The organism is Micromonospora sp. NPDC051543, assembly GCF_044454415.1.
GTDB lineage: Bacteria > Actinomycetota > Actinomycetes > Mycobacteriales > Micromonosporaceae > Micromonospora.
The window spans coordinates 273,753-286,392 of the sequence record NZ_JBITDT010000010.1; the positions used below are offsets into that span (position 1 = coordinate 273,753).

The window sequence follows — 12,640 nt, forward strand, 5'->3', positions numbered from 1 at the left end:
TCGGCCGACGGTACGCGGACAATGGAGCGATGAAGCGAGAGGTTCGGCTGAGGCGATTGACCGGTACGCGCGTCGACGGCGCGGTGGCGACGGGCGCGGTGGCCACCGGTGCCAGGGCGGCGGGGGCGGCATCGCTCGGTGCCCTGGCTCTGGGGGCGCTGGCGCTCGGAGCCGTGGCTGTCGGGGCGCTGGTCATCGGTCGACTGGCTGTCCGCCGCGCGGTCGTGCGGGAGCTGCGCGTCGGCCGGTTGGAGATCGGCGAGCTGGTGGTGCACAGCCGACCCGCTGCGGAGGAATGACCCTCCGCGACGGTGCGCGAGAGCGGCCCCTGCGCACCGTCACCCCTCGGCATCGGCGTGGCCAGTCGGAGCTGGAGGCGGTCATGGCGTCGAGGCCTGGCCCAGCGCCGCTTTGACGATCCGGATCGCCTCGGCGGCATCGATGCCGACGCGGGCGACGACGGCCGCGTAGTCGTGGGCGGCGCGGCGGGCCTGCTCGAGGGACTGCTCACCGCCGGCCGAGACGAACGAGCCGGCCCGCCCGCGGGTCTCGATGAGCCCGGCCTCCTCCAGTTCCCGGTACGCCCGTCCGACGGTGTTCACGGCGAGACCAAGGTCGGCCGCGAGCCGGCGGATCGTCGGCAGTCTGGTGCCGACGGCGAGCGTGCGGCCCTGGATCTGCCTCGCGAGTTGGGCCCGGAGCTGCTCGTACGGCGGGGTCGGTGAGGCCGCGTCGATGACGATCATCGGACCGCCAGGGCGCGCCGCGCCGTCGTCCCGACATCCGTGGTACGGCCCTCGATCAGGCCGAGCGCGCAGACGCCCGCCAGCACGAGCGCTAGTGAGACGGCGTTCCACCAGCCGATCGACTCCCCGTACAGGAAGATGGCCGGCAGCGACCAGACGAGGCTCGGGGTGACGAGGTGGCGGGCGTCCTCGACCCGCATGATGACGTCGACGGTGAGCGACCCCTCGTCCTCGGCCACGGCCGGCGTCGTCAGGATCTGGCGTAGCTGCATGACGACCCCAGCCCCGACGCCGGTGAGGCCGATCAGCACTACGGCCGCTCCGTATCGCAGGCCGGGGTCCGGCACGGGCAGCACGCTCACGGCGAGGAGCGCCGCGCCGCCGAACGTGGCGACCGCGAAGGCGGCGTGCGGCCGACCGAGCACCACCGGCCAGCCAAGCTCGACCGGATGGGCCACCCGCCGGGACAATCGCGCGCCGGCCGTCCGGTCGACCCGCCGTATCCACCAGCCGAGCAGCCACTGCCCGGTCAGCAGTACTACCACCAGCACCGCGAGCGCCAGCAGCGGCGGCCAGGAGAACGTGTCGTCGTCGAGTCGGCTCAGCACGTGCGTCAGCGCGGCGCCGATCAGAAACGCGGCCAACAGGACGCTGTCGGCGAGCTTCGCGTGCCGCCGTACCGCCAGTCGCGTCGCGAGCAGCGGCGTCGGCTCGACGTCGTTCAGGCCGTGCCGGCTGAGCCACCGTCCGGCTTCCGCATGATCCGCTTCGCGCATGACACCCACCCCGATACGTCGCAAGCCTTGTCTCAACAGACTGAGACATAACATGGGGCAATGTCAACCCGCGCCGCGCGTGGCGTCGGTAGGGCGGAAGTAGCCTCGTTGCGCTCGGTAATCGTCAAGGGACCTTCTGCATCAAATTCGCCGCTCTCTCCGGTGCTCGGCCATTCCTCGGAATGCGGCGACGCCACATAACTCTCCGAAACTGTCTGACCACTTACTGAAAGTGCGACCAAGCTCACCGCTGGCAACCGAAATTGGTGCCGGGAAAATGCGACCCAAATGGCCCGTCGGTCCGTCTCTTAGGTGACGGTTGGTCACGGCCGGCGGTCGGCCAAGGAGGGGTAAGGGACGTGGGGGACGTACGTGGGCGTTTCAGGGACGAATTGGCCCGACACGTCCCCCCTCCGCTGGGTGACCTCGTCGAGCAGTCGGTGGTGCAGGGCCGACGACTGCGCCGTCGGCGTCGGCTGGCGCAGCTCGGTGCGGGTGGATCGGCGTTGGCGGTGCTGCTCGTGATCGGCCTGGCGGCCGGGCCACTCACCGGCGGTGCCGACCAGGGCGGTCGGTCCGGAAAGTGGGACCTCGGTTCGCCGGGTGGGTCGGTCGCCGACCCCACGCCGTCCCCGGCGCAGAGCCCGGGCGGCGGGTTGCTGCAGGGCGCAGCCGAGGCGCCCACGACGGCCACGTCGCCGACCCCCACGACCACGGTGATCGACACGGTGCGGATCGGGGCGGGGCCGGACGGTCCGTTGCTGACGACCACACCGCAGGGCGCCCTGGAGTTGTTGATGCGGCTGCTACCCAAGGGCGAGACCAGCGGTCAGGCGAATTTGGGAAGCAGCGGGGCGGGCCCCGGCATGCCGTACGTCCAGATCTTCCTGGATCGGGGCGACGGGCCCGGCATGGTGCGGCTCTCCGTCTACCAGGACCACCTCGGCGGCGATCCGGACCCGGGGACGGTGGAGCTGACCGAGGTGCCTGGCAACTGCGTGCAGGACAAGATGATCACGGTGTATCACCGGGACGGCCTCCAGATCGACGTGCTGATCTCCACCTGTCTGGCCTGGAATGGCAAGGGGAACTCGCCCGCGCCCGCCGTTCTGTCCGTGGACGAGGCAATCGCGATCGCTGCCGACCCGACCTGGGGGACGAAACTGCCGGCCGATTACGTCCGGAGCGGCGCCAAGAGGTTCCCCACCCTGGCCAGGTCGAATGGCTGACGAGGACTTCGTGGAATTCGCGCAGGCGGCCGTGGGCCGCCTGCGCGACGCCGCGTTCCTGATGTGCCGCGACTGGCATCTCGCCCAGGACCTCACCCAGACCGCGTTGGCCAAGATGTACGCCAACTGGGGGCGGGTCCGACGGGCCGACGACCCCTACGCGTACGCCCGCAAGGTGCTGCTGCGCTGCGTGATCGATCAGCAGCGGCGTCGCTCCAGCACCGAGCTGGCGATGTCGACGCCGCCCGACCAGGGCGAGGAACATCCGGCTGAGCTGCGCATGACGTTGCTCGACGCGGTCGCCACCCTGCCACTGCGCGACCGGGCGATCATCGTCCTGCGCTACTGGGACGACCTGAGCGTGGAGACGACCGCCGAGGTCGTGGGCGTCTCCACGGCCGTCGTGAAGAGCCAGAGCATGCGGTCCCTCAGCCGGCTGCGCGAGCTGCTCGGCGAGACCCGTTCCGAGCTGTTCGCCGAGGAGCGGCATTGATCGGCCGGGTTTGTCCGGTGGCGGCGACGCGGGTGCCAGGGCGCACCCGCGGCGACGCCGCGACCTGCGATGGCAGTCATCTGTGTGGGGGAGGTTCGGTGTCCGTGTCGAGCAGCAGGACCGGCCGGGGCCCGGTTCGCGGCGGGGTCCGGGTGCGGGCCCTGCTCGTGCCGCTGGTCCTGTCGGCGTTGGTGGTGCTGGTCGCGGGATGTCAGCGGTCGGGGCCGGGTGACGGCCCCGAGGAGCCACCGACCGTGAACGTCGAGCGGAGTGGCCTGAGCATGCTGCTGGGAGCGGGCGACCTGGGTGCGGGTTGGCGTGCGGACGACGCGCGGCCCGGGCTGCCACCCTGGCCGTGGGAGCAGGACGACTGCCCCGACTACCGGAGCAGCGACTACACCGCGAAGTCGCACCGACGGGCTGCCGTGGAGCGCTACTACCGGCTGCCGGACGGCTCGTCGCCGGCCCACCACATCGTGGAGACGTACGAACCCGGATGGGCCGAGCGGAATGTCGACGACGTCCGTGCGGTTCTCCAGCGATGCGCGAGCTACCTGGTGCACGGATCACGGGTCTCGTTCGACATCATCGACCCGCACTATCTGGGCGGTGTCGGTCTGCTCGTCCGGGGCCGCATCGCACATGCCGACACCCCAACTACCGCTAGGTACTTCGTCATGGTGAAACGGGACGAGACGGTCTCGACTATCAGCCTGCCCGACCTGGGCAACCAGGCTGCGGTGGATTCGATCGCGGCGAAGGCGGTGGCCCGTCTTGGCTGAGCGGGGAGGTCGCAAGCTGCCACGCCGCTGGGTCGTCTCCGCGGCCACCCTGTCTCTCGCCGGCGTCGCGACGGCCGCCTACGGCACGACGCACATTCGCGACGGCGGCGGAGCTGGCGCGTCGCCCGGTCGTTCGCCGGCCAGTCCGGTTCCGACGACGCCGGCCGTCGACCGGCTGAAACCGGCGAGGGCACGCATCGAGGCCTACGTCGAGAAGTACGACGGTCATCTCGCGGTCGCGGCACTGGATCGGCAGACTACGGCCGCGGTGACGGCCGGCGCCACACGCTTCGAGACTGCCAGCATCGTCAAGGTCAATATTCTCGCGGCGCTGCTGCTGCGGCAGACACCGCCCGGTAAGGCCCTGAGCTCAGCAACCAGACAGCTGGCCGAAGCCATGATCGTGTCCAGTGACAACGACGCCGCGGTGGCCCTGTGGCAGAAGATCGACGGCTCGCGCGGCCTCATGGCCGCGAACCGCACACTCGGTCTGCGCGAGACCAAGGCGAACAAGCACTGGGGGACGACCACGACCACGGCCGCCGACCAGATCCGTCTGCTGACGGCGCTGACGTCGTCGAAGGGACCGCTGACGCCGCAGGACCGCACCTTCGTCATGGGCCTCATGAAGAAGGTGATCCCCGAGCAGCGGTGGGGGGTCACCGCCGCGCGCGAGCCGGGCAATTCCGTGTACGTCAAGAACGGCTGGGACACCGCGGACGCCGACGGCGGTCGCTGGCTCGTCAACAGCATCGGACGGATCGTCGAGGCCCGTCACGACTGGCTGATCGCGGTGCTCTCCGACCATCACGTCAGCCAGGAGGCGGGCGTCGGCGTGGTGGAGAAGGCGGCAACGTTCGTCCTCAAGGAGATGCGCGCCGCCACTGCGGGCGACGGCCCGTCGTAAGGTGGGCCGTCGCCCGCCGGGCGTCCCGCCGCACGGCTAGCTGGCGGGCGGTGGCGGCCGATCAGGGTCGGTCGGCGGCCGCCAGGGGCAGGTGCGCGACCGGCACGAGTCGCCGGACGCCACGGCTCGGGCTGGGCTGCTCGGTGCCCCGGACGGTCGCGATGTCGGCCGCGAGCGCCTCGATCTGTTGGCGGGTGACGCCCGGCATGCAGATCAGGTGGCTGATGCCGCCGTCGGCATTCGACAGGCCGTAGCGGCGGGAGATCGGCGGTGGCGGTGTCGTGAAGTAGACAGTGAAGGCGTGGACGTTGCGCCAGGCGGGCCAGCCGACGCTGGCCAGCAGGGAGTGGGCGAAACGAGCCGTTTCGCGTGCGCGCTCGGCGCGTTCACGGTGCCCGCCCTCGCCGAGCAGTCGCAGCGCGTACCACATCTGGACGGCGAGTTGGCCGCAGCGCGAGCCGCTGATGGTGCTGTCGGTCGTGGCGGTGTAGGAGATCCGCCGCGCTGCCCGTTGCAGCGAGCGGCGGGTCACCACCAGACCGCCCGGGATGGTGGTCCCGTAGAACTTGTGGCAGGAGATGGCCACGGAGTCGACGACGCCGCTGAGGTCGATGGCCACCGGCCGGTCCGGCAGCAGGGCCAACGGCACACCGGCGAGCGCTCCGTCGACGTGCAGGTGTGCGTTGCGGATCGCCAGTTCGGACAGGGCGCGACGAACGCGGGCCGGGTCGTCCACCGCCTCGGTCACGGTCGTGCCGGCGTTGGCCACGACGATGGCGGGCCGGTCCCTGCGCCGGGCCAACTCGCCCCGCAGATCGTTGTAGTCGATCTCACCGGTGACGTCGGTGCGGATGACGACCTCGGGGAGGTTGAGCATGCTGGCGGTCTTGCGGATCCAGTCGTGGGTCGCCTGGCTGTAGTAGAGGACGGGACTCGCGCCGGCGAACCGGTCCCGGGCGAGCAGAATGGCCGCCTGGTTGGCCTCCGTGCCACCACTGGTCAGATATCCCCACCGATCGTCGGCGGGTGCGCCGAAGAGGTTCGCGTGCCAGTCGATGACCTTGCGCTCGTAGGCCTTCGTGTGGCCGGTGTCGGGGTCGGTGTCCGGGTCGCCGACATTGTTGATCAACAGTCCGAACAGGGAGGTCACGGGTCCATAGTCGATGTCCACTGCGGCCGGGAAGCCGATCGACCTGCGTGCTGACAGAGCGGCTCGTAACTGCTCGATCTCAGCGGTGAGGGAAAGGTCGTCGGGAACGCTTGTGGGGGAGGTCACGGGCTCTCCGTTGATAGGCGACTCAGCGAAGAGTGGACCATGACGCCGACGTACAGGCAACCGTCTCCGAATCGCGATCAAGCCGACTGGCGGTGAATGGTTGATCGCGGTGTGTGTGCGATGAGAGGCTGTGGCGACGTCTTTGGAGGGACTGACACCGTGGCGTACGACAGGCCGGGAACGCGCTCGAATCCTTTTGAGAGGAGCGCCGACGATTGGAGAGCGGCGGCGGGTGCCGGAAGGACGGCAGCGGTCCCCTGGGACCAGCACTCAGGCAGCCAGCCGTCCCTTCCTCCGGAGCCGGCGCCGGCGGTTGGACGCCACGGTTGGGTGGCGCCCACGACCGCGATGCCGTCGCCCGCCGTCGAGCAGCAGCCGCCGGTCCCCTGGCAGCCCACGCCGTCCGTGTACGCGCCGCCACCGGTGGAGCCGCCGCCGACCACGCGCGAGTCGCCGAGCGCGCCCCCGGTCAGCGATCCGGAGACGCGGCGGATCTGGGCGTCGTTGCGATCCTCCGCGTTGAGCCGGGTCGGGTTGATGAACACGATGCACGGCCGGCACGCGTGGGCGCAGCGCCGGCGCAACCCGCTGTGCCCCTACGGCTTCGCCTTCCTCTACGCGGTGCCGGTCGTCGGGTCCACGGCGGATCGGTCGGTCTTCGAGGTGGGCGCGGCCACGCGCCTCGACAAGGCCGGCGAGGATGTCTCGCACCTGCCCAGGCTGCTGTACGACCTCGCGCAGACGGCGCGGCACTACCTCGACAACGGTGGTCTGGATCCGCGTCAGCCCCCGCAGATGTGCAACCGGGTCGACGAGCGGATCACCGCCGAGTCGACGTTCATCGGGCTCGCGGTCAGCTCGCTCGACGGTCCGCTCGGCACCTGGGAGCAGACGATGCGCCGGGTGGAGGGTGAGGATCGCATTCCCGGTCGCTTCTACATCCAGATGATGGATCCCGAAGAGACGCGGATCGTCGTCGACCGGCCCACGGATCCCTGGGAGAGACCGCTGATCCAGTCCACGACGCCGCTCTACGAGTCGTGGCGACCGTTGCAGAGCTACTCGGGCGATGCTCCGATCTGGACGGGGATCGCCCAGCTGGCGACGCTGGTGCACCTCGGCGCGCAGCGGATCAGCCCGACCAGGGGCACGACGTAGCCACACGAAAAAGCAGGCGGCGCCGCTTCGGCGGCGCCGCCTGCCTCGATCTGTGGACACGACTCAGAGCGTGAGGTGACCCAGGTCCTCGTCGACCTGCCGCGTCGGGTTGGTCTCCCGTTCCCCGATGCCGGTGAGCAGGTCCGGCCGGCGGGCCCGAACGCTGATCGCCCACAGCACGCCGATGACGACGAAGACGCCGACCGTTCCGGGCACCAGCCAGGCGGTGTGGGAACCGGGTGGCGTGCCGAGCGCGGCGCTGATGTTGACCAGCGTGACCAGCAGGATCACCGCGATCGCGATACCACCGAGGGTGGGAGCGATCGCCCGTGCCCAGAGCGACTCGCTACGTCCGCCGCCACGGGCGAAGTAGCGGACCGTGGCGAGTGAACTCACCGTCATCAAGAGCATCAGGCTGACCGCGGCGATGTTGCTCAGCCAGGTGAACATGGTCAACGCCTCGGCGCCGCTCACCACGAACAGCAGGATGACGATCAGAGCGGTGATCGACTGGGTGATCGAGCCGCCCAGCGGCGCGCCCGACCCACCCTCGCGGATGGCCGCCAGGCGAGCGGGCAACAGCCGGTCCTTGCCGAGCGCGAACAGGTATCTCGCCACGCTGTTGTGGAAGCTGATCATCGCCGCGAGGACGCTGCTGACCAGCAGCAGGCCACCCAGTGCCACCAGCAGCACGCCGGCGCTACCGGCGCGGGAGCCCGAGAAGACCTCGAACGGCAGCGGCGCCGCCGGGTCGCGGGCCAGGTCGACGACCCGGTCGGCGCCCACGGTTGCCACCATCGCCCACGCACAGAGCGCGTAGAGCAGGCCCAGACCGAGGATCACGTAGATGATGCTGCGCGACACCGCCCGTGGGGTGCGCGCCTCCGCACCGTACGCGGCGATGGTCTCGGTGCCGAAGAACGCCGCGAAGCCGAGCGGAAGGACCGCGAGTCCGGCCACCACCCCGGTGTCGAACAGCTGCGCCGGGTTCAACGCCGCGAAGGTCAGTTGACCGCCCGCCGGGTGGGCCAGGCCGACCAGCACGAACACCAGCAGCAGCGTGATCTCGACGATCAGGATGGTGCCGAACATCGCGGTGCTGACGCCGGTGCGTTGCAGACCGAACGCCGCGACGATGGCCCACGCGAGGAGCGCGCCGGCCCACCACGGTCCGCCGACCAGCCCGCTGATCACCGAACCGAGCAGCCCGTACAGCGAGATCTGAATGGTGTTGTAGGCCAGGAGCACGACCGGCGCGCCCGCGACCCCGACGAGCCGGGACAGGCCGGCGGCGAGGGCGGTGTAGAAGATTCCACTGGGCTGCACGTAACGGGCGATGGCGATGTACCCCGGAGCCCACAGGAGCATCACGATCGTCAGGAGCAGGAAACTGGAGGCCACACCGGTATTGCCGGTCGCCGCATAGGTGGCGACGATACCGCCGACGAGGACGGCCATGGGAGACGACGCGGTCGCGCCGAACGTCACCAGAGAACTCGTTCGCAGAGTTTTGCGTGCCAGTCCCCGCTCGGCGGACACCGTCAGGGGGGTCACCGAAGGCGTGACCATAACTGAACCTCCCCAGGTTCTAGGCGATAGGTCAGGGACGGGACTCGATGACCTTACAGGTGATCTCGCCGTTACTGGGAGCAGCGGGTCGCAGAATTTGAGCGCCCTGGGAAGCGCTACGGTGATTCGGCACGACGCCGCTCGCGTCCTGTGTGGACGTTGGCCGTGATGATCGTTGGCCGCCTCGGAAGAGGGAGGAAGGATCACCCCGCCGAGGGAGGCTGGACACCCGCCACCGGTGCGATGGTCGGGTCACGGCCGGTGGTTCGCCGGAGGACACGAGACACCGCGGCGGGGGTGATGGCCGCGGTCGTGCGGATGGGGTGACGATGACGAAGCAGGCTGTCCGGGCTGCCCGGATGTTCGACGGCGAGCGGCTCACCGATGGTGGGGTGCTGGTCCTCATCGAGGATGGGCGCATCGCCGATGTGCGCCAGGGCTGGATCGACGCGCCGGCGGGCTGGCCGGTACGCGAGGCGCAAGACGGGACACTGTTGCCTGGTCTGGTCGACGCACACGTGCACCTGTGCGCCGACGCCGGGCCGGACGCGCTCGGTCGACTCGCCGAGCGCGCCGAGCCGGATCTCGACGCGGTCATCGAGGCGTCGCTGCGCGCGCACCTGGCGGCCGGCGTGACGACGGTACGGGACCTGGGCGACCGACGCGACGCGGTGCTCCGCTGGCGGGCGCGGGGAGTACGCGACGACCTGCCGACGGTGGTGGCGTCGGGTACGCCCATCACCAGCGTTGGCGGACACTGCTGGGCGCTGGGGGGCGAGGCGAGCGGTGTCGACGGTGTGCGCGAGGCCGTGCGGCTGCGGGCGGCGGCCGGCGCGGACCTGATCAAGATAATGGCCAGCGGCGGTGTCTTCACCCCTGGCACGGACACCAGTGCGCTGCAGTTCAGCGATCAGGAGATGACCGCCGCCGTCGCCCAGGCGCACGACCTGGACCTGCCGGTGACCGCGCACGCGCACGCCCTTGGCGCGGTCGAGCAGGCGCTGCGCGTCGGAGTTGACGGCATCGAACACTGCACCTGCGTGACCCCGGCCGGGGCCCGCGTCCCCGACGAACTCGCGGACCGCCTGGCCGCGTCCGGACCAGCGGTCTGCGCCACGCTCGGCACCGATCCGGCCGTGGTCACCCCGCCGGAGGTGGTGGCGATGGCGGAGCGGGCCGGCCTCAGCGCCGCCGCGCTACGTGCCGGCGCCGCCAACCTCCACCGGGCCGGGGTCCGTCTGGTGGCCGGTTCGGACGCCGGCCTTGGCCCCGCGAAACCGCACGGGATCCTGCCGGAGACACTCGTCGAGTACGTGGCCTGCGGCATTCCCGCCACCGCCGCCCTCGCCGCGGCCACCGCGGTCGGCGCGAAGGCGTGTGGCGTGGGCGGCGGTAAGGGCCGCGTCCGGCCCGGATTCGAGGCCGACCTGTTGATCGTCGACGGTGACCCGACGAGCGACATCGGGGTGCTGCGCCACCCGCTCGCCGTGTACCGCGCAGGTGTTCAGGTGGGCTGACCTGCGCGGGGTAGATCACCGACGACGGCGGGCCATCCACTGCCAGATGTGGGTGCCGTGCTGGCTGGGGTCGTTGCGGGCCACGTAGATCCAGGACCAGTGACCGGGGAACTGGTAGCCGTTCCAGACGACGTGGTCGTACAGGGTGACCAGCGATCCTCGGATGAGGTCGTGCGCGTGGATCGTGTTGGTCTCCGGCGGCACGGTGTCGTCGTCGAGCGAGGTGACCAGCCAGGTCGGCGTCCGGATCGCCGCCAGCTCCGCGTCCGTGACCAGCGGCGGGCCCTCCCCGCCGAGCGGCTCGACGACGCCGCAGATCGGCACCGACGCGGCGAACAGGTCGGGATACGTGACGGTCATCTCCAGGGACATGTAGCCGCCGTTGCTGCAACCGACCACGTAGATCCGGTCGGGGTCGACGCGCTCGCGACGGACGAGATCCTGGACGATCTCGCGGATCAGCGGTGCGAACCGGGGCCCGTCCTCCATCCAGTAGGAGGTGCTCTGCGGGGCCACGACGTACGCGCCGGAGAAGATCCGTTGGGCCTCCGGGGTGGCGAAACCCAGCGCGCCGCGGTTGGCGCGCAGCGTGGTCTCGTTGTCGTAGTAGTCGTCGGGGAGGGAGGCGCCCTCGCCGGCGCCGTGCAGCCAGAGGATCAGCGGCCGTCGTCCGTGGTGGCGCGCCCGCTGCGGGGAGTACAGCCGGTACTTCAGACCCGACGCCGAAGCATGGTGGGTGAAGGCGTCCACCTCGGGGTTCGACAGTCGCCCCTGCACGAAGCGCGTGATGGTGAGGGGGGCGCCGTGGCGGCGCGCGAGCGGCGTGTTCTGCGTGATGGTGTAGCCGAGATCCAGCCGGACGTTGCGACCCTTGCTCAGGATGTAGCCGAGGGTGCCACCGCCGGGTTGACCCTCGGCGTGGCTCAGCTCCAGGACGATGTTCCCGTGCCGGTCGAGCCGGGCCGCGGTCACCGTGCGGTTCAGGTCGTACTCGCTGAAGATCAGATCGCCGGGAGCGATCGGGAGCGGGCTGGTGGCCTTGGCGTGCACGGTGAACGTGTCCGGGGTGAGCCCCGCCGGATCGATCGGGCCGAGCCGACGGGTGTCGAGGGTGACCGAGGTGACCTGCTCGCCACCATCGAGAGTCCGGGCGTCGAGGGTGAAGCCCACGCCGGCCTCGTGGTGCCGGTCGTCGGCCTGGGCGGCCCCCGGCAGGGTGAGACCGAGAGCGGCGCCGGCCCCACCGGCCAGCACGGTACGGCGAGTGACAGGCGTGGACATGCGGCCCCCGTTTGTAGACAAACGTCGATGGCACCCCACCGTAACGGCGTGGAAATCCATCGGCAACCGATGCGGACGCGCGGCCAGGACGCCCGCGGCCGGGAAGTCCGGCGGGCGCCCTGATCGGTCACGGACGGACGGTCAGCTCAGACGCTCGAACACGGAGAACGGGTAGACCCAGGCCTGGGTGAAGATCAGCCCCAGTCGGTGCAGGTACCGCTGGCAGGTGTTCGGCTGCGCCGGGTTCGTGCAGAAGGTCACCCACAGCTCGGAGTACCCGTCCTTCTCGGTCGGGCTGTAGGCGTGCACCTCGTCCCGCGTCACGAACTGCATCGAGGTCAGTCGCGGGTCCTGCACGTCGTTGGGGAAGGAGAGCGAGGTGTCCAGGTTGTACAGCACGATCTCCTTGGCGAACAGGCAGACGCTGGCCTGGAAGTACAGCTCGTAGATGGTGGTGTAGGTGGCGGTCTCGTAGACCTGCTCGGAGACCTCCTCGCGATAGCAGGGGGTGCCCGGCGGGAAGGCGGCCGGCGGGGGAACCGGGATGACGTTGGTGCCGACGCCGCCGATGGCGCGGGCCGCCCGGTGCGTCGACGCCACGGCGAGACCGCCGTCGGCGCAGGCCGTCTTCGTCGTGCAGATGGCCGTGTCGGGGGTCGCCGCCGACGCGGCCGCCGCCGGAACGGCGAGCGTCGCCGCAAGCAGGGTCAGGGCCAGAACCAGAGGCTTGAGATGTACGGACACATGACCTCCATCGATCGGATCGGTGCGCTGTGCTCTGCGCACGAGCAGGATCGCGGATCCGATCGGGCTCTGGCCGGAATTCCGTACACCGCCGTACAATGACGAACGTCTATTGTCGACTGTTGGGGGCAGGCACTGGATGCCGCGGGGGCGCAGACGTCC

At 70.3% G+C, this 12,640-nt stretch carries 13 protein-coding genes; 7 read left to right on the plus strand and 6 right to left on the minus strand.

The window, feature by feature from the left end; translation table 11 throughout:
* Positions 1–56: 56 nt before the first annotated feature.
* Positions 57–299: a hypothetical protein gene (locus tag ACIA3K_RS20415; protein WP_396802865.1), complete on the plus strand. Its 243-nt coding sequence runs from the start codon at positions 57–59 to the stop codon at positions 297–299.
* An 81-nt stretch (positions 300–380) separates the two neighbouring features.
* Here the strand turns inward: ACIA3K_RS20415 and ACIA3K_RS20420 are convergent, their stop codons facing one another.
* Positions 381–746, minus strand: coding sequence for a GntR family transcriptional regulator (locus ACIA3K_RS20420; RefSeq protein WP_396802867.1), 366 nt, complete (start codon positions 744–746; stop codon positions 381–383).
* Entirely contained in the window at positions 743–1,522 is a 780-nt protein-coding gene (locus ACIA3K_RS20425; protein WP_396802869.1) for a hypothetical protein, read from the minus strand. The genes ACIA3K_RS20420 and ACIA3K_RS20425 overlap by 4 nt, the downstream gene beginning before the upstream one ends.
* Before the next feature lie 359 nt (positions 1,523–1,881).
* On the opposite strand from ACIA3K_RS20425, the gene ACIA3K_RS20430 reads away from it, so the two are divergent.
* From ACIA3K_RS20430 to ACIA3K_RS20445, 4 genes are all read left to right on the plus strand, one after another.
* Positions 1,882–2,751, plus strand: coding sequence for a hypothetical protein (locus tag ACIA3K_RS20430; RefSeq protein WP_396802871.1), 870 nt, complete (start codon positions 1,882–1,884; stop codon positions 2,749–2,751).
* Positions 2,744–3,244 carry a SigE family RNA polymerase sigma factor gene (locus ACIA3K_RS20435; protein WP_396802873.1) on the plus strand — a complete coding sequence of 167 codons (501 nt, stop codon included), beginning with the start codon at positions 2,744–2,746 and terminating at the stop codon, positions 3,242–3,244. Before ACIA3K_RS20430 ends, ACIA3K_RS20435 begins: the two co-directional genes overlap by 8 nt.
* Positions 3,245–3,348: 104 nt before the next feature.
* Entirely contained in the window at positions 3,349–4,026 is a 678-nt protein-coding gene (locus ACIA3K_RS20440) for a hypothetical protein (protein WP_396802875.1), read from the plus strand.
* Positions 4,019–4,933, plus strand: coding sequence for a serine hydrolase (locus ACIA3K_RS20445; protein ID WP_396802876.1), 915 nt, complete (start codon positions 4,019–4,021; stop codon positions 4,931–4,933). The genes ACIA3K_RS20440 and ACIA3K_RS20445 overlap by 8 nt, the downstream gene beginning before the upstream one ends.
* A gap of 61 nt (positions 4,934–4,994) precedes the next feature.
* On the opposite strand, the gene ACIA3K_RS20450 is transcribed toward ACIA3K_RS20445, so the two are convergent.
* Positions 4,995–6,083 (minus strand): aminotransferase class V-fold PLP-dependent enzyme, encoded by a 1,089-nt coding sequence (locus ACIA3K_RS20450; RefSeq protein WP_396802877.1) that lies wholly within the window; start codon positions 6,081–6,083, stop codon positions 4,995–4,997.
* A 456-nt stretch (positions 6,084–6,539) separates the two neighbouring features.
* Between ACIA3K_RS20450 and ACIA3K_RS20455 the strand changes: the two genes are divergently transcribed.
* Complete coding sequence (locus ACIA3K_RS20455; RefSeq protein ID WP_396802879.1) at positions 6,540–7,367, plus strand: hypothetical protein; 828 nt, start codon at positions 6,540–6,542, stop codon at positions 7,365–7,367.
* A 63-nt stretch (positions 7,368–7,430) separates the two neighbouring features.
* Here the strand turns inward: ACIA3K_RS20455 and ACIA3K_RS20460 are convergent, their stop codons facing one another.
* Complete coding sequence (locus tag ACIA3K_RS20460) at positions 7,431–8,855, minus strand: APC family permease (protein WP_396802881.1); 1,425 nt, start codon at positions 8,853–8,855, stop codon at positions 7,431–7,433.
* A 410-nt stretch (positions 8,856–9,265) separates the two neighbouring features.
* Here ACIA3K_RS20460 and ACIA3K_RS20465 point away from each other — a divergent pair, with 410 nt between their 5' ends.
* Positions 9,266–10,453 carry an amidohydrolase family protein gene (locus ACIA3K_RS20465; RefSeq protein WP_396802883.1) on the plus strand — a complete coding sequence of 396 codons (1,188 nt, stop codon included), beginning with the start codon at positions 9,266–9,268 and terminating at the stop codon, positions 10,451–10,453.
* A 15-nt stretch (positions 10,454–10,468) separates the two neighbouring features.
* On the opposite strand, the gene ACIA3K_RS20470 is transcribed toward ACIA3K_RS20465, so the two are convergent.
* Positions 10,469–11,734 (minus strand): prolyl oligopeptidase family serine peptidase, encoded by a 1,266-nt coding sequence (locus ACIA3K_RS20470; protein WP_396802885.1) that lies wholly within the window; start codon positions 11,732–11,734, stop codon positions 10,469–10,471.
* 141 nt (positions 11,735–11,875) lie between these two features.
* Positions 11,876–12,478: a hypothetical protein gene (locus ACIA3K_RS20475; RefSeq protein WP_396802887.1), complete on the minus strand. Its 603-nt coding sequence runs from the start codon at positions 12,476–12,478 to the stop codon at positions 11,876–11,878.
* Positions 12,479–12,640: the final 162 nt, after the last annotated feature.